Annotated in this window: 13 protein-coding genes; 7 read left to right on the top strand and 6 right to left on the bottom strand. The window is 74.8% G+C overall.

The window, feature by feature from the left end; all coding sequences use genetic code 11:
* Positions 1-268: 268 nt before the first annotated feature.
* The 5 genes from M0M48_RS20635 to M0M48_RS20615 are packed head-to-tail and all read left to right on the top strand — an operon-like array spanning position 269 to position 6446.
* On the top strand, positions 269-1684 hold the full coding sequence (locus M0M48_RS20635; RefSeq protein WP_257752561.1) for a hypothetical protein: 1416 nt from the start codon (positions 269-271) through the stop codon (positions 1682-1684).
* Positions 1681-3183: a polysaccharide biosynthesis C-terminal domain-containing protein gene (locus M0M48_RS20630; RefSeq protein WP_257752560.1), complete on the top strand. Its 1503-nt coding sequence runs from the start codon at positions 1681-1683 to the stop codon at positions 3181-3183. The genes M0M48_RS20635 and M0M48_RS20630 overlap by 4 nt, the downstream gene beginning before the upstream one ends.
* Positions 3180-4055: a sulfotransferase family protein gene (locus tag M0M48_RS20625; protein WP_257752559.1), complete on the top strand. Its 876-nt coding sequence runs from the start codon at positions 3180-3182 to the stop codon at positions 4053-4055. Before M0M48_RS20630 ends, M0M48_RS20625 begins: the two co-directional genes overlap by 4 nt.
* Positions 4052-5266, top strand: a complete 1215-nt coding sequence (locus M0M48_RS20620; protein ID WP_257752558.1) for a class I SAM-dependent methyltransferase — start codon at positions 4052-4054, stop codon at positions 5264-5266. Before M0M48_RS20625 ends, M0M48_RS20620 begins: the two co-directional genes overlap by 4 nt.
* Before the next feature lie 13 nt (positions 5267-5279).
* Complete coding sequence (locus tag M0M48_RS20615; protein WP_215812744.1) at positions 5280-6446, top strand: hypothetical protein; 1167 nt, start codon at positions 5280-5282, stop codon at positions 6444-6446.
* Positions 6447-6456: 10 nt separating this feature from the next.
* Here M0M48_RS20615 and M0M48_RS20610 read toward each other — a convergent pair whose 3' ends face one another.
* The 3 genes from M0M48_RS20610 to M0M48_RS20600 all read right to left on the bottom strand — a co-directional run bounded on the left by M0M48_RS20610 (position 6457) and on the right by M0M48_RS20600 (position 11667).
* Entirely contained in the window at positions 6457-7866 is a 1410-nt protein-coding gene (locus tag M0M48_RS20610; protein ID WP_257752557.1) for a carbohydrate binding domain-containing protein, read from the bottom strand.
* A 160-nt stretch (positions 7867-8026) separates the two neighbouring features.
* Entirely contained in the window at positions 8027-9637 is a 1611-nt protein-coding gene (locus M0M48_RS20605; protein WP_257752556.1) for a glycosyltransferase, read from the bottom strand.
* Entirely contained in the window at positions 9634-11667 is a 2034-nt protein-coding gene (locus M0M48_RS20600) for a hypothetical protein (RefSeq protein ID WP_257752555.1), read from the bottom strand. The genes M0M48_RS20605 and M0M48_RS20600 overlap by 4 nt, the downstream gene beginning before the upstream one ends.
* A 143-nt stretch (positions 11668-11810) precedes the next feature.
* Between M0M48_RS20600 and M0M48_RS20595 the strand changes: the two genes are divergently transcribed.
* On the top strand, positions 11811-13697 hold the full coding sequence (locus tag M0M48_RS20595; protein ID WP_257752554.1) for a hypothetical protein: 1887 nt from the start codon (positions 11811-11813) through the stop codon (positions 13695-13697).
* A 3-nt stretch (positions 13698-13700) separates the two neighbouring features.
* Positions 13701-14384, top strand: a complete 684-nt coding sequence (locus M0M48_RS20590) for a helix-turn-helix transcriptional regulator (protein WP_215812749.1) — start codon at positions 13701-13703, stop codon at positions 14382-14384.
* A gap of 10 nt (positions 14385-14394) precedes the next feature.
* On the opposite strand, the gene M0M48_RS20585 is transcribed toward M0M48_RS20590, so the two are convergent.
* The 3 genes from M0M48_RS20585 to M0M48_RS20575 are packed head-to-tail and all read right to left on the bottom strand — an operon-like array spanning position 14395 to position 17329.
* Entirely contained in the window at positions 14395-15591 is a 1197-nt protein-coding gene (locus M0M48_RS20585; protein ID WP_257752553.1) for an ABC transporter permease, read from the bottom strand.
* On the bottom strand, positions 15588-16277 hold the full coding sequence (locus M0M48_RS20580; RefSeq protein ID WP_257752552.1) for an ABC transporter ATP-binding protein: 690 nt from the start codon (positions 16275-16277) through the stop codon (positions 15588-15590). The genes M0M48_RS20585 and M0M48_RS20580 overlap by 4 nt, the downstream gene beginning before the upstream one ends.
* Positions 16274-17329, bottom strand: coding sequence for a hypothetical protein (locus tag M0M48_RS20575; RefSeq protein ID WP_257752551.1), 1056 nt, complete (start codon positions 17327-17329; stop codon positions 16274-16276). Before M0M48_RS20575 ends, M0M48_RS20580 begins: the two co-directional genes overlap by 4 nt.
* Positions 17330-17387: the final 58 nt, after the last annotated feature.

The following is a 17387-nucleotide window of genomic DNA, read 5'->3' as shown; positions in this document are numbered from 1 at the left end:
CGACTGATCCTGGCTGAAAACATGTGCATCACCCATCCCCGCACTCGCACGGCCCCCGGTCCCGAGGGCCCTGCGATCGTGTCAACCGCTCCTGGCGCGGGCATGACCGATATTGGGCAGGATTCCCCCATCCCTAGGGGCTTTCCGCGGCTCGCGGTCGCAGGCTTCCCACAAATTGGGGGTATCCCCGCACGGGCCCTCCGGGAGCCGGGAGACGCGCTCATGATGAGGCGATCCGACGAGCCGGTCGTCGGGATGGGGAGGTGTCATGGGCCAGCTCCGTAGGGTCACCCCGCGGTTCGTCGCGGTCGCCGCGGTCGCCGCCGTCACCGCCTCCGTTCTCGGCGCGGGGGTCGGAACCATGTGGGCGCGGCAGCGCGACCACCAGCACACCGCGACCGCGGTGATCATGCTGCACCCGTCGGAGGGCAACGCCTACAGCCCTGGCGGACGCGGCGACGACCTGGTCAACCTCGAGACCGAGGCCCAGCTCCTGCAGTCGGACGCGGTCGCCCGTACCGTCCTGACCACGCTGAAGGAGTCCGGTACGCCGGCCGACCTGCTCGCGGCGATCAAGGTCGACGTGCCGCCCAACACCCAGCTGCTCGACATCACCGCGCGGGGGCCGGACGACGCGACCGCGGTCGCGCGCGCATCCGCCTTCGCCAAGGTCTACCTGGACTACCGCAGGTCCCGCACGGTCGCCGCGATCGCCGACCGGACCTCGCGCCTCGAAGCGCTGGTCAAGCTGCGCGAGAGCGAGCGCAACGCGACCGTCAAGAAGCTCGACCTGCTCGGGTCCGGTGACCCGCGGCGCGGTCCGCTCGACCAGCAGGCGCAGGAGCTGATCGTCCAGATCAGCTCGCTGCGCGCCCAGCTGGCCGCGGTCCAGGCCGTAGGCCTCGACCCCGGCCAGGTGGTCACGCCGGGACAGCTGACGGCACCCGGACCGTGGGCCAGCCCGATGCGCGCGGGGCTCCTGGGGGGAGTCCTGGCGCTGCTGCTGACCCTGTCCGTGGTGGTGGTCCGGTCCGGGCGCATCGCGCCCGACGTCGTACGGCGGCTCGAGGATCTCGCGGATGCGGGACCCACGCCCCTCGGCGTCCTCCGGGCCCCGGTCCGGGCCGACAGCGACGTGATCGCCCACGCGCGATCCGTGGTGCTCGCTGCCGGCTCGGACCGGCCGCCGGTCGTGACCGTCGCGCCACCCGCGCGCGACAAGGCGCTGACGTTCGCGGTGCTCGTGGAGTCCTTCGCGCGCGCCCGCTACGAGGTCGTGAGCGTGGACCTGACCCGTCCCGACGATGTCGCCGCGATGGCGAGCCTCGTGCTCCAGGAGGCCGTCGTGGACGACGTCCTGGTGGAGGACGGCCACTTCCGCAGCCGGTTGCGGCCGCTCGCCGACGACAGCACCGCGGCGGTGGACCCGGCGGCCTTCGGCGACCTCGCGGCGTCGGCCGAGATGGGCCGCAGCCTGGCCGAGCTCGCCAAGCACGCCGACCTCGTCCTGGTCCGCTCGCCCGGCTTCGGTACGGCGGTGGGCCGGGCGCTGCTCGCGGCCTCGACGGCCGTGCTGATCGAGGTCCGTCCCGGCCGGTGCCGGCGCTCCGAGATCGACGAGGTCGTCGCCGCGGCGGCCGGCACGGACACGCAGGTCGTGGGCCTGCTGGGGGTGGACGCGTGAAGGAGGTCGCTGGGGAACGCCGGCACCTGCGGGCGGTCGCGCGCGGGAGCGCGGCCACCCTGGCCGGTGCGGTCCTCAGCACCCTCGCCGGGTTCGGCCTCGTCCTCGTCGTGACCCGCAGCGTCACGCCGGACACGGCCGGCCGGTTCTTCGCGGTCACTGCGGTCTTCCTCGTCGCGCTCGCGGCGGCCGGCCTCGGGACCGACACGGGACTCGCGCGCTTCGTGCTGCGCGACGACCGGCCGGAGGCCGTCCGGGCCCTTGTGCGCACGGCCGCGGTCCCGGTCCTGGCGACGGCGGTGCTGCTGGCGCTCGCCCTCGGGCTGTGGTGGCCGGACGCCCGGGCGCTGATGTGGGCGCTCCCGCTCGCCGCCGCCACCGACCTTTGCCTGGCGGCCGTCCGGGCCCACGCACTCTTCCGCGCGACCGTGCTCATCGACCGGATCGTGCGCCCCGCCGTGCAGATCGCGTTCGTCGCGGTGGCGATCCTGCTGCACCTGCCCGGTGCGGGTCTCGCCGCCGCCTGGGGCGCGGCGTACGCCGTCAGCGCGGTGCTCGCGCTCGGCTCGCTGCGCCACGTGGTCGGCCGTGGCCGGCGCGGCGCCGGTGCCGGTGCCGCGCGCGACGACGCCGTGGTCGGCCGCCGGGACTACTGGCGCTTCACCGCCCCGCGGGCGATCGCCCGGATCGCGCAGGTCGGCGTGCAGCGGCTCGACATCGTGCTCGTCGCGTGGCTGCTCTCGCCCACGGATGCGGCGGTCTACACCGTGGCGACCCGGTTCGTGGTCTTCGGCCAGCTCGCCAACCAGGCCGTCTCGTCCGTCGTGCAGCCGCGCTTCACGATGATCCTCGCGACCGAGGCGGACGACGCCCCGGCACTGGTCTCCCGGGTGTTCGGGGTGAGCACCTGCTGGAGCGTGCTGCTCGCCTGGCCCGTCTACCTCGCCGTCGCGGCCGCTCCGGCCGCCTACCTGGGGTGGTTCGGTGCGTCTTACACGAAGGGGGAGGCGGTCGTCGTCGCCGTGGTGATGGCGGCCGGCATGCTCCTCGCCGTCGCGTCGGGCCCGGTGGACACCCTCCTGCTGATGACCGGGCGCAGCGGCCTGAGCCTGGCCAACACGTTGGTCGCGCTCGCCCTCGACGTCGGCCTGTGCCTGCTGCTCGTGCCGCGGATCGGCATCGCCGGGGCGGCCGTGGCCTGGGTGATCGCGGTCGTGGTGCGCTGCGTGCTCGCGGTGCTCCAGCTCCGCGCCGACATCGGGCTGCGGCTGCCGGTCGCCGACCTGGTCCTCGCCGCCGCGCTCCCCATCGGGTGCGTCGGGGTGCCGGTCGCGCTGCTGGCCCTCGTGGCCGGTCTCTCGCCGATCGGCTGGCTGGTGGCCACCGCCGTCGCCGGCCTCGGGTACGCCGCCGTGGTGTGGCGGCTGCGGACCCGGCTCGCCGTCGACGTCTTCGTCACCGGCTTCCGGTCCCGGCGCCGGCTGGCGGTGGCGGCATGATCCGCCAGGCCGCGGGCCGCCTGCGCCGCCGGCTGCCCCCGCCCCTGCGCCGTACGGCGCGCGCGGGGCTGCTCGCCTGGGGCCTGGTGACCGCGGACCTGCGCCAGGAGCCGGGCCTCCTGGTCGTCGGCGCCCAGCGCGCCGGCACCACCACGCTCTTCCGGCTGCTCAGCGAGCACCCGGCGCTGTGCAGGCCCACCGTCGACAAGGGGACGGGCTACTTCGACGACGGCTACGGGAACGGCCGGCGCTGGTACCGCGCGCACTTCCCGCTGCGCCGCACCGCCCGCGGCCGGATCGCCTTCGAGTGCAGCGGCTACTACCTCTTCCACCCGCTCGCCGCCGAGCGGATCGCGCGCGACCTGCCGGAGTGCCAGGTGGTCGTGATGGTGCGCGACCCGGTGACCCGCGCGTACTCCGCGCACCGGCACGAGAGCGCCCGGGGCTTCGACACGCTGTCGTTCGCGGACGCGGTGGCGCGGGAGGCCGAGCGGACCGCCGGCCAGACCGAGCTGCTCGCCGCCGACCCGGGGGCGACGAGCTTCGCGCACCGGCACCACGCCTACCTGCAGCGCGGCGACTACGCCGCCCAGATCGACCGGTACGTCGCCGCGCTCGGGCGCTCGCGCGTGCACGTGGTCGACGCCGACGCGCTGTTCGCCGATCCGGTCGAGGTCTACGTCGACCTCCAGCGCCGGCTCGGGCTCCCCGTGCACCGCCCGGCCGAGGTCGGCCGCTGGAACGAGCGGCCCGGCACGCCGCTGCCCCCGGACCTGGCGGCCACGCTCCGCCACCACTTCGAAGCACCCGATGCGGCACTGGCCGCCTACCTGGGCCGGGTGCCCCACTGGCGAGAGGAATCTCTGCGATGACCGACCTGCTCTCCGCGCCCGCCCGGCACCGGCTGGCCCGGATCACCCGGTGGCACCCGGGCTTGCGTGAGGTGCCGCTCGACCGGCTGCTGCTCGGCGGCCAGAACGGCATGACCGCCGCCGCCTTCGCCAGCGCCCTCGGCGACCCCCTCTGGCCCTCCCGGCGGGTGGTCGACGGCCCGCACACGGCGCTGCTCGGCCTCGCCGCCGCGGGAGGACCGGGCGCCGTGCCGGACGCGGCGATCCTCGCGTCGTCGTACGGGCGGATGGCGCGGGTGTGCGTACGCCGCACCGGCCGCTTCTTCGGCGCCACCGACGAGGCCGGCGTCGTCGCGCAGGCGCGGTCGTTCCTGGCCCGCGCGGCGGGCGAGCCGGTGGACCTGCCGACCGGCGCGCTGCACTCGCCGCCGGGACAGCCGGTGCTCGCCGTACCGGTGGCGGACTCGGACTGCCTCCAGGTCCTCGACGGTCACCACCGGGTCGCGCTCGCCGCGGCCGCGGGCCTGTCCTCGCTCCCCGTGCGGGTACGGCGCGGTGCGATCACCACGCCGCTGCAGGACCTGCTCCGGGCGATGTCGTGGCTCGACGGCGGCCGTGAGCTCTACCAGCCGGTCGTCGCGCCCGAGCTGGAGGCGCGCTGGCCCACCGTGCGCTGCTGCGTCGACCGGCTCGAGGCGATGGAGTCGTTCCTGCGCGGGCGCGACCAGCTCGCCGGGAGCTATCTCGACGTGGCCAGCTGCTACGGCTGGTTCGTCCGGCACCTCGGCGACCTCGGCCTCGACGCCGAGGGGATCGAGCGCGACCCGCTCGGCGCCACGCTCGGCCGGATCGTCTACGGCCTGGACCCCGCGCGGATCCGGACCGGCGACGCCGTCGCGCTGCTCCGCGGCTCCCACGAGACCTGGGATGTCGTGTCGTGCTTCAGCCTGCTCCACCACTTCGTGCTGGGCCGCGGGAGCTGCGACGCCGTCGAGCTGGTCCGGCTGCTCGACCAGGCGACCGGCCGGGTGCTCTTCCTCGACACCGGCCAGGAGCACGAACGCTGGTTCCGCAAGTCGCTGCGCGGCTGGGATCCCACGTACATCCGGGAGTTCCTGCTCGAGCACACCACCTTCGACGAGGTGCTCGACCTCGGCCCGGACCAGGACGCGGTGCCGCCGTACGAGGACAACTACGGCCGCCACCTCTTCGCCTGCGTGCGGGCGGCGTGACGTGGGTGCCGTGATGTCTGAGGACCTGCTCTCCGTCGCCGCGGACCTGTGGCCGGGGGCCGAGACGGTGGACGCCGGAGCGCCTGCCGACGGCCGCCCCGTGCGCGCCCGCTTCGCCGTCGTCCACCGGGGCGCGGTCCCGACGGTGCTCGTGCCCGTCGACCCGCCCTCGGCGGCCGCCGCCTCGCTGCGCCGGGTCAGTGCCGGGTCGAGCTGGTGGGACTCGACCAGCCGGGTCGCGGCCGGCGCCGCCGTGCGCGCCGTGCCGGCGCTGCTGCGGCACCGGGTGGAGGTGCGCGGCGGCGACCACGGTCTGGCCGACCACCTCTCGGCGGTGCTCGGCACGCCGGTGACCTTCAGCCTGAGCATCGGCACCGCGCGGGTCAACCGCAAGCCGGTGCTCCAGGTGTTCGACGCCGACGGCACCTGTCGCGCGTTCGCCAAGGTCGGCTGGACCGAGAACACCTGCGCCGACGTGGCCGCGGAGGGCCGGGCGCTCGCCGCGGTGACCGCGCACCGCTACCAGTACGTCATCCCGCCGGAGCTGATCGCCCGGACGTCGTGGGAGGGCCGGCCGGTGCTGCTGACCCGGCCGCTCGCGCCGTCGCCGTGGGCCCGGCACCGGCGCTCCTGGACGCCGCCCGAGGAGGCGATGGGCGAGCTGGCCTCGCGGTTCGGGCTGACCGACGGCGAGCTCGCCTCGTCCGACTGGTGGCGCCGGCAGTGGCAGGTGGCCGGCGAGCTCGCGGACCCCGTCATGCGGGGGCGGCTGGGCCGGGCGATGGAGCGGGTGGCGACCGTGACGGGTCACCGGCTGGTCGCCTTCGGCGCCTGGCACGGCGACTGGACGCCGTGGAACATGGCGATCACCGGCTCGAAGGTCCTGCTGTGGGACTGGGAACGCTTCGAGACCGGTGTCCCCACCGGCCTCGATGCCCTGCACTACGTCGTCAACGCGCTCAACCTCGGCACCCCGACGTCACCGGACGCGGTGGTCCGGGCGCTCGCGCTCGCGTCGTACTCAGACCGGAGCCTGGGGGGCGAGCCGCACGTGCACAGCCTGCTCTACCTGGTGGCGATCCTCACCCGGTACCTGCGGCTGCTGGACGCACCGGGCGGCGAGCACCTCGCCCCGCGGGCGCTCCAGACGCTGATCGCGCTGGAGCGCCTCTGCGGGTGAGGCGTCGGGCTCAGCGGAGCGTCGGGGAGTCCGCCAGTGCCCGGGCGAACGCCTTGCGCTTCGCATCGGTCCCCAGCACCCACGGAGCGACGCTGTTGAGCGCGCTGTCGAAGTAGCTGTAGGCGATGCCGCCGTACTGCTCCATCAGGTTCACCGCGTCCGAGATCTCGGACGGGCGAGCGGCCGCGGCGGTGTCGGTGACACCGGTCTCGGCCAGACCCCACGCGACGCCGGCCGAGCGCGCCCAGGTGGAGATCCGGTTGTAGTAGTCGGCGAAGCTCGTCCACTTGGTGGTGGTCTTGCCGTTCTTCACCACGCCGTACTGCTGGTAGATGTCGAACCCGGCGACATCGATCTTGACGCCCCGCGGCCAGATCTCGGAGAGGCGGTACTTCGTCTCGCCGAAGAACTCGTTCCAGCCGGTCATCACGACGGTGAACGCCACGTTGGAGGCGTTGCTGCGGACGATCGGCGCGAGCCGCTCCTGCATCTTGCGCCAGAGCTGGATGTCGCCATCGCCCTCGGGCTCGTGGTGGAACGCGACCCAGACCGGGCCGTTGAGCGCGGACAGCTTGCGGGCGATGTCCTTGGCCCAGGCGTCACCGCGACCGGCGACCATGTCGGACCACGAGTAGGGCAGCTTGAAGCTGATCCACGGCAGCCGGCCGGCCGCGAGGTCGGCCTGCGCGGTCTTGACGGCCTTGTCGACCCCGGTCGAGGTGTAGTAGGTACGCCGGACGCCGAGGCGGCCGCCGACCTGCTTCTCCAGCGTGGCCGGGTCCGTGTTGGACCCGTGCGCCGCGCCGACGTACGTGCTGCCGCTGCACGTCGGGATGCCCCGCTTGGTGCGGCCGCAGCCGTTGGACAGCTGACCGGCGGCACCCTCGCCACCGGTGCCGTTCGCGTCGGTGGTGTTGGCGGACACGACCGGGGCGACCCGGAGGTCGTCCACCAGGATCCGCTCGCCGACCGGCAGCGACGGGGCGCGGAAGCGCAGCGTCAGCGCCGAGGCCCGCTTCTTCGCGGTGATCTGGACCTTCACCGGGGTCCAGGTGCCGGGCTGGGCGACCACGCGGGTGGCGCGCATCTGCACGCCGTTGCCCTTGGTCACCTCACGGACCCGGAGCGCGACGGGGCGAGCCGACGTGGCGCGCACCCAGGCCCGGACGACGTACTTGGTGCCGGCGGCGTGCGCCCCCCCAAAGCGCACGCTGCTGCGGGCCACGGCGGGGCCCCGGTGGACGGTGCGGACCACGAGGGCCCGCGACTGGTGCCGTCCGGCACCCTTGCCCGAGAGCTTCACCCGACTGGCGCCGACACCGGCGAACCCGTCCTGGTGGCTCTCGAAGGTCCCGGCGGGGAACCGTCCCGCCGACTTGCTCGACATGGCGGACGGCACCAGGGCCAGTCCACCGATCACGACCGCAGCGAGGGCTGCGATCAGTGAGATCCTTCGAATCTTGTGTGTTCGGACGTACTCCACGACGTCACCTCCCTGTTCCTGCGTCGGGAGGGGACCTTTCCAAAGGAATGCGGGCAGGGGGCAATCTCGCCCCCCAAATGGGGGAGCGGCGAAAGCGTCAGATCCCGTGGCCGCGACGATGAGCAAGGTCGAGGAGCCGATCGGCGCTGACGAGGTGCAGCGCGACCGCTGCGGCGAGGTAGGCACGGGGTTCGCGGGGCCAGGTACGTGCGGTCCGGCCGGCCCAGCGGAGGGCGTCGGGGCGGCCCAGGGCGGCGAGGGCGAAGGCCTTGCGCCCGAGCAGCCGGGCCAGGGCCCGGCGGTCCTCGTGGAAGGCGGGGTGCTTGGCCAGGCCGTAGTCGATCGCCTCGACGATCGTGGCCCACTGCCGGGAGAACTGCGAGCCGCCCCAGCGCACCCGGACCAGGGGGGTGGCGACGAGGTGGAAGCCGCCCGCTCCGGCGGCGCGGATCATCCAGTCGAAGTCCTCGCCGTAGCTGCCGGGGATCTCCTCGTCGACCAGGCCGATCCGGGTCAGCAGCGCGTCCCGTCGTACGACGACCGTGGAGGGGTGCGCCTCCATCACCCGGCGGCGCACGAGGTGGCGCAGCTCGAGGTCCGCGGGAGCCGGGACGCGCGGGGTGAGCGTGCCGTCGTACGCGATCTCGATGCCGGTGACGCACGTGGGTGGGCCGCCGGTCATGAGGGCGCGCACCTGGCCGTCGAGCTTGCCGGGCAGCCAGAGGTCGTCGTCGTCGCAGAAGCCCACCAGCTCGGCGGTTCCGGCCATGATGCCGGTGTTGCGGGCTCCGGCCAGGCCGGGGCTGCGCTCGTTGGCGACGACGTCGACGGGACGCCGTGGGTCGTCGCTGACGAGGGTGGGGTCCGGCGCGGAGCGGTCGAAGACGACGATGACGCGGACGCGTCCCGCGTAGTCCTGGTCGCGTACGGCGGCGATCGCCTCGCGGACGAGCACCGGGCGGTCGTGGGTGGCGATGACGACATCGACGTCGGGCAGCACGAGCGGCTCCTCGGGGGGTGTGAGGCCGGCGATCCGCCACATCCGGCGCAGGTTGACGAGGGTGGCGACGACGTAGAACGCGAGGCCGAGCCCGAGACCGAGCGCGAGGAACCGCGGTCCGCCCACGAGGGGGAGCAGCCCGAGCACGAGCGTCTCGCACTCGACCGCCCACGGCACCGGGCTCATGTTCAGCCGCCGGCACAGGCGCAGCCACGGATCCAGCAGCGGCAGGTCGGTGCGGTCGATGAGCCGCGAGCCCCCGTCGCCGAGGCCGGCGGCGTCGGCGAGGTGCTTGCGCTGGGCGAGGCTCCAGCCGTAGCAGGCGAGCGCGCCGAGCATCGCGACGGCGAGTGCCGGGGAGGCCCGGTCGTGGGTGATCGCCCAGCCCGCGAGGGCGGCGTACGCCGCGCTGACGCAGAGCACGTCGGTGGCCACGTCGAGCAGGGCCCCGCGCGGCGAGCTGGTGCCCTGCAGGCGGGCGATCTTGCCGTCGAGGCAGTCGGCGAGGAAGCGCAGCAGGAAGAGCGCGCCGCCGGTCCGCAGCCGCCCCGTCGCGAGGCAGGCGGCAGCCGCGATCCCGAGGACGCCGGCGACCGCGGTGACCCGGTTGGGCGTCACCGCGCGGTGCCGCGCGAGGCCCCGGGCCAGGGGATCGGTCAGCGGGTCGATCACCAGGCGGGTCCAGACGTCGCGCGGTCGTCCGCTCACTCCCACGGTCGCCTCCGGAGCCGGAACCAGGCGAGGCCGACCAGCACGCCGATGCCGATGCCGCTGGTGATCCGGACGCCGTGCCCGGCGCCGACCGGGGTCGCCGGACCGACCCGGATGACGGAGCCCGCGGCGGGCCGGTGGGTGGTCAGGTTGTCGATCGCCGCCCGCAGGTACGTGCGCGTGGCCGCCCAGGCCGGATCGGTCGGGTCGATGGCGGCGAGCTCCTCGTTCAGCCGCGCCACCAGGTCGGTACGACGCCGCTCCAGGAAGCGCGTCCGCTCGGCGAGGTACTCGTCGGCGACGGCCTGCGCGGCCGCCACCGGGTCGGCGGACCGGGGCGTCGTGAGGGTCACCTCGAGCACGGTCGAGAGCGGGGGCGCGGCGACGGAGATGTCGCTGCGCAGCGCGGCCGGGGTGATCCCGACCCGGTCGCCGGCGAGCGTCAGTGGTCGTTCGGAGCTCAGCAGCGCCGCCTCGGTGTCGACGGTGGCCGGTGCCGGTGGGCGCACGTCCACCCCGCCGTTGTCGGCCTCGCGGGCGGCGTCCCCGATGTCGAGGTAGGTCGGCGACGGCGTGAGGGCGACCGTGACGGTGCTGCGCCACCGCGGGTCGCCGCCGGAGGGCGTGGCCGCCGCGAGGACGCCGCCGAGCAGCGCGACGCTCGCCACGAGCACCCAGGACCGCCGGCTCGGCAGCCGCAGCGGCTGCCCGGTGCGCTGCTCGCGCCAGGCCAGGCCGATCGCCACCATCACCAGCATCATCGGCAGGCCGAGGGTGTCGTAGACCGACAGCTGCAGCAGGAAGATGCCGACGGCGAAGGTCGCGACCGTCTCGTTGATCGTGCGACATCGCCAGGTCCGGCGCAGGGCCTGGACGAAGAACGACAGGAAGAACAGCGCCCCGACCCAGCCCTGCGAGAACAGCACCAGCCAGAGCTGCCCCTGCGTCCCCAGGGGCGGTACGCCGCACGCCGGGCAGGCCGGGGTCGCCCCTCCCGCGATCGAGGCGAAGGAGCCCTGCACGTTGCGCGTCCCGCCGAAGCCGACCACCGGGGAGCCGTTCGTCATGGAGTCGACGGTCGCGACGAGGAGCTGGGAGCGCCGGTCGTTGCTGTGGGGGTGGTCCAGGCGCTCGTTGACGGTCGCGCCGAGCGGGGTGCTCGTCGCGACCACGCCGCCGAGCACCACGGCCGCGACCAGCGTGACGAGCGCGAGGTGGTGGCGTCGTACGGCGAGCAGGACGAGGAAGCCCACGCAGCTCGCGCCGACCGCCAGCCACAGCCCGCGGTTGAGGCTGAGCACGATGGGGACGGCGGCGATCGCGAGCAGCGGTGCGGCCAGCCAGCGCCACCGGCGCCGGGAGCCGACCAGCAGCGCGACCAGGAACACCAGGCTCAGCGAGATCGCGCTGCCCCACGTGTTGGTGAACGGGAACGGCGCCTTGGGGCGCGGTTGGGGGAGGCCACCGAGCACCTGTTGCAGCTCCGAGGCCTGCGCCGAGACCAGCGTGCTGACGAAGCCGTTGCCCCGCAGCGCACCGGGCAGCAGCGTCTCCGCCAGCGTGGTCAGCTCGAGGTCGGGAGCGATCAGGCCGACCACGCCGCCGGCCACCGCGACCACGAAGATCCAGGCCACGACGCGGTGCACGACGTGGTCGGACAGCAGGCGGGCGGGGATGTTGCCGAGCCACACGAGCACGACCGTGCAGGCGACGTACCAGCCGAAGCGGTAGCCGAACACCATGAGCCGGCCGGTGCCGCCGTCGGCCACCGCGCCGGGCGCGGTCGCCCACAGGGTGCCGATGCCGAGGAGCACCCAGCCGAGGAACAGCAGCCACCACCCGAACCCCGGCGGTACGACGACCCGCCGGCGCCGCCACAGGTCCCACCCCAGTGGCAGCACCATCGCCAGCGGCACGAGCGAGGCGACGCCGAGGACCCACCACAAGGGCAGGCCGGCAACGCCGACGACGAAGCATCGGCACGCAACCCGGCCCGAACGGTCCGCCGGTCCCGCGGTGGACGTCATGCAGCAAAGCGTCCGTGGGATGGGGGTTCTGGGGACTCACCAATTTTGGGTGACTATCGCCGCGCGCCGACCGGGGTCCGGAGCACCGGCCTACTGTCGCCTGATCCGGCGTCGGTGCCGGGAGCAGGAGGGAGCGTGTCAGGGTGTCCGCGCTGCTCCGCTTCGTCGCCGTCTGGTGCTCCGCACTGAGTGTGGTGCTGACGGCCGTACCGGCCGCCGACGCCGGTACCGAGCCCGGTGGGCGCCTGGTCGTCGCGGTCCCTGCCTCAGGAACCCCCTCCATCCTCGACGGCCAGGTGCTCTCCGTGGTCCAGGTCGGCCGCACGATCGTGGTGGGCGGCTCGTTCACGCGGGCCCGCGACGCCGGCGGCACGGTGACGCTGCGCCGGCACGGGCTGCTCGCCTTCGACGCCGTCACCGGGCGGATCAGCCCGGCCTTCCACCCCGACCCCAACCGGGCCGTGCTGGTCGTCCGGGCCGGCCCGAACGGGACCGTCTACGCCGGGGGCGACTTCACCACCATCGGCGGCCAGCGCCGGGCCCGGCTGGCCCAGCTCGTCGTCACCAACGGTCGCGTGGTCCGCCGGTTCAACGCCGGCCGGATCGACGCCTCGGTGCGCGACCTGCGGCTCCAGCGCGGGCGCCTGTGGGTGGCCGGCTCGTTCTCCACCATCGGGGGCCGCAACCAGAAGGCGCTCGCCACGCTCAAGGCACGCACGGGCGTGGCCCGGAAGTACTTCGGGCTCGCGGTCCGCGGCCGGCAGCGCGGCGGTCTGGGCACGACCACGGTCGTCAAGATCGACATCAGCCCCAACCAGCGGCGGCTCGTGGCGATCGGCAACTTCCGCTCGCTGCAGCACGTGCGCAACCACCAGCTGTTCGTCGTGGACCTGGGCCGCCGCAAGGCCCGGCCGGCGCCGCTGCGCACGCGGTTCTACGTGCCCAACTGCAGTCGGCACTACTACAGCTACATCCGCGACGTGGACTTCTCGCCCGACGGCTCCTACTTCGTCGTGGCCGCGAGCGGAGGGCCCTCCGGGGCGAGGGGACCGTGCGACGCGGTCGCCCGCTTCGAGAACCAGAACGCCGCCGACGCCGTCCCGTCGTGGGTCTCGCGGACCGGCGGCGACACGATCACCGCGCTGGAGGTGACCCCGTCCGCGGTGTACGTCGGCGGCCACCAGCGCTGGTTCAACAACTCCTACGGCAGCAACAGCGCCGGACCGGGCGCGGTGCGTCGCGACGGCATCGCGGCGCTCAGCCCCAGCAACGGGCTGCCGTTCTCGTGGGACCCGGGCCGCACCAAGGGGGTCGGTGTCTTCGACTTCCTCGTCACCACCGCCGGGCTGTGGGTCGCCTCGGACACCGACGAGATCGGCGGGCAGCAGCGCGACCGGATCGCGCGCTTCGGCACCGGCGGGACGTCGTACCCGAGCTGGGGGACGCCGGTGCAGGCCGGACCGCTCTACCGCGGGGCCACCGCACCGGCCGGCGGACCGGACTGGGCGAGCGTCGGCGGGGCCTTCATGCTCGGGAGCCAGCTCTACACCGGCAGCCGCGACGGCACGTTCACGCGGCGCTCGTTCGACGGGACGTCGTACGGGACGGCGGAGGCGGTGGCGACCGCCGACGCGATCGTGCCCCTGGCCTCGTGGCGCGCGGACCTGGTCGCCATGACCGGGATGTTCTACGACCGCGGCCGCCTCTACTTCACGCGCTCCGGCTCGTCCCTGCTCTACTACCGCTACTTCAACCCGGAGAGCGGCATCGTCGGGACGGAGCGCTACGTCGCGTCGGGACGGGTGCCGGGCTTCGACCCGGCCACCGTGCGCGGCATGGTCGCGACCCGGACGGCACTCTCGTGGGCCACGCCCGACGGGGTGCTCCACCGGATCGGTTGGCAGCAGAGCGCCGCGGCGGCGCACCCGGTGGGCCGGGCCGTCGTCGTCGGCGGACCCGGGATCGATGGCGTCGACTGGGCCGGCGCGCTGTTCGTGGGGCAGGGCGCGGCGGCGGGACAGGGCGGCTGAGCCATGGTTCCCGACCCGCCGCGCCGGGTCGCGCTGGTCGCTGAGCGGCGGCTGGTCGGCCAGGCCATCGCTGCTGCGCTCAAGGCGCGCGGCCTGGTCCCGGTCCCCATCGAGTGGCCGCGCCGCGGCGCCATGCGCACCTTCCGGCAGAGCCTCCACGGCAGCCGCGCCTCGGTCGGCGTGATCCTCTGCGACCTGGAGACCCCGGACCTCCTCCACGACGTCGAGATCATCCTCGGCCGCGAGCCGATCCGCTGGCTCGTGCTCACCGACAGCGCCCCGGGCCCGCGCTGGGGCACCGTCCTCGCCGCCGGCGCGACCGGCGTGCTCCCGACCTCGACCTCCACCGCCGGCCTCGCCGTCGCCATCCGCCAGATGCTCGCCGGGCTCTCCCCGACCCCGCCGCGCGTGCGCGAGCGCGCCCTGCGCGAGTGGGCCGACGTCGCCGAGGAGCAGCGCTCGCTCGTGCGCCGCATGGAGCAGCTCACCCACCGCGAGTACGAGATCCTCGGCGAGCTCTACGACGGCGTCTCGGTCCAGCGCATCGCGCTCGCGTCCGGCGTCGCCGAGGGGACCGTTCGCAGCCAGGTGAAGTCGCTGCGCCGCAAGCTGGGCGTGGACTCCCAGCTCGCGGCGGTGGCGTTGTACCGCCGGGCGCTGGAGGTCTTCCCGCGCCGGCGCGGCTGACGCCGGTCGGTCAGAGGGTGCGCAGCGCCTGGGCGGGCTCCAGCGAGCCCGCGCGCCAGGCGGGGAAGGCGCCCGCGAGGACGCCGACGACGAGTCCGGCCAGCGGCGCGGCGAGCAGGCGTACGTCGAGCACCGGCGTCCAGTCCCGGCTCAGCGCGACCAGCATGCTGGTGACGAAGCCCAGGCTGGTCCCGACGATTCCGCCGAGCAGCCCGACCACGGCGCTCTCGGCCAGGAACTGGGTCATCAGGTCGCCCCGGGTCGCCCCGAGCGCGCGGCGCAGCCCGATCTCGCCGATCCGCTCCATGACGGACAACAGCATGATGTTCGCGATCCCGACCCCGCCCGCCACCAGGGCGACGAGGCCCAGCAGCACGAGCAGCGACGAGACGTCGCCCTCCACGCGGTCGCGCAGCGCCGCATCGGTCGGTGGGGCCGCGGCGACGACGATCCCGGGGTCCTGGGGCGCGACGGCCAGCGGGGCCTGCCGGGCGATGGTCTCGGCCGCGTTCGGGGCGACCTGGACCTGCAGCGACAGCGCGCCGGTCCAGCCGAAGAGGCGGGCCGCCGTCGTCTCCGGGACCACGACGGAGTCGAGGAGCTCGCCGCGCCCGCTGACGTCGTCGATGATGCCGATGACGGTCAGCGCCCGGTCGCCGACGAAGACGGCGGGACCGTGCGCCAGGTCGCCGAGCCCCAGCCGGCGGGCCGCGCCTGCCCCCAGCAGCGCGACGGCGTCGGCGCGGGCGACGTGCCCGTCGTCGTACGGGCGGCCGGTGACGTGGGCGTCGACGGCGTCGAGCAGTCCCGGTGAGGCGGCCAGCACCGGGAGCAGGGGATCGGGCGGTGCCTGCGGGTCGACGACCGCCACCGTGCGGACCGGATCGGTCACCGGCAGCCGGGTCAGCGTCCCCGCGGCCTCGACGCCGTCGAGCCGGCGGACCTGGTCCGCGGCGTCCTCGGGCAGCCGGGCGCCGCGCTCCGCACGGGACGGCTCGACCTGGACCGTGACCCGGTCGGCGGCGGCCCGGTCGAAGTGGTCGGCCACCTGGCCGCTCGCGGTGGTGGCCAGACCGACCGTGGCGACGAGCGCGGCGAGGCCGAGCGCCTCGCCGAGCATCGTCAGCGCCAGCCGGCCGGGACGGGCGGAGACCCCGGCCATCGCCTCGCCGAGGTGGGTGCGCAGGCGGCCCCGCTCGCGGCTCATCCGTCGACCCGTCCGTCGACCCGTCCGTCGACGATCCGCACGCTCCGGGCGGCGCGGTCCGCGACCCCGGGGTCGTGGGTGATCATCGCGATCGTCGCGCCCTCGGTGTGCAGCTCGGCGAACAGGGTGAGCACCGCGGCGGCGCTCGCGGTGTCGAGATTGCCGGTCGGCTCGTCGGCGAGCAGCACGCTCGGGTCCGCCACCAGCGCCCGGGCGATCGCGACGCGCTGGCGCTCGCCGCCGGACAGGGTGGCGGGCCGGGCGTCCCGGCGGTGCCCGAGGCCGACCCGGTCGAGCAGGACGTCGGCCCGGCGGCCGCGCTCGCGCAGGGACAGCCCGAGGTAGAGCCCGCCGAGGCTGACGTTCTCCCGGACCGTCAGTTGCGGCAGCAGCTGGAACGCCTGGAAGACGAAGCCCAGCCGCCCGGCCCGCAGCCGGGCCCGGCCGCGGTGGTTCACCGTGGCGGTGTCGATGCCGTCGAGCAGGTAGCGCCCTGCAGTGGGGGAGTCGAGCAGCCCGAGGATGTTGAGCAGCGTCGACTTGCCCGACCCGGACGGGCCGACGATCGCCACGAACTCGCCTGCCCCGATGGTCAGGTCGACGTCGTGCAGGACGTCGACGGGCGGGTCCCCGGCGAAGCGGCGGCCGATCCCGCTGAGCTCGATGACGGCCGTGGACGTGCTCATCGGCCGACCACCACGCGGTCGCCGGCGGCGAGGCCGTCGCCCCGGACCTCCGCGAAGCCCTGCGCGGACAGGCCGGTCTCGACCGCGACCACCTGCGTCGAGCCGTCGGCGTCGACCCGCACCACGCGGACCGCGCCGGCGGCGTCCGTGCTCAACGCCGCCAGCGGTACGACGAGCACCCGGCCGCCGGTGCTGCGCAGCGGCACGGTCACCTTCACGTTCGCCCCGCGCAGAGCCTGCCGCTGCCGCTCGGTCAGGCGCAGCGGACGCACCGTCGTGCGCCCGCCGGTCGCGGTCGTGGTGACCGGCCCCAGCCGGCCGCGCACGGACCGCCCGCCGGGTACCTCGACGACCGCACGCATCCCCGCCCGGAGCAGGGCGGTGTCGGCCGTGGTGAGCCCGATCGTCACCACCAGCTCGGTGCCGGACAGCAGGATCGGCTTGGCCGAGAGGGGCGCGCCCAGACGGGTCGGCATCCGGTCGACGCGCCGCGGCAGGCTCGGCACGTAGGTCACCTCGCTCATCGGCAGCCCCGCGCTCGGCGGCGCGGGGTAGTCGAGCCGCGCGTAGAGCCGCCCGACCGCGGCCCCGGTCGCCGCGGTGAACTCGTCGTCGACGTCGCCCGGGTCGAGCCCGAGCGCCGCGAGCGCCGTCTCGAGCTGGCGCACGTCAGGGCCGGCGGCGCCTGGCGCGAGGTCGCGGTAGGCGGGCAGCGAACCGGTCAGGGCGACCACCGGACGGCCGGCGACCTCGAGGACCACCTCGCCCGCCCGCACGGCGGCGCCCCGGTGCTTCGGGAGGCGGGTCACCACGGGGATCGGTGCTGCCGTGCGCACGACGAGCTCGACCGGGTCGGCGAAGCCGGCGTCGCCGCGGACGACCACCGACGAGGTGAGCCGGCGCAGCCCGACCTCGGCGGTGACCGGACCGCTGGGCGGCGCGGCCTGGTCGCCGCGGGAGGGCGACATCGCCAGCGCCGCGGCGTACCCGACGGCCGCGAAGAGCAGCGAGCCGAGGAGGACCAGCACGAGCGCACGGAACCTTCTGATCATGGGCCGCAGGCTGGCAGCGAGTTGTGAAGATCCGGTGTCGGGACGAGCCGTCCGCTTC

This window comes from Pimelobacter simplex, from assembly GCF_024662235.1.
Taxonomy (GTDB): Bacteria; Actinomycetota; Actinomycetes; order Propionibacteriales; family Nocardioidaceae; genus Nocardioides.
This window is presented reverse-complemented; position numbering and strand designations above follow the sequence as displayed.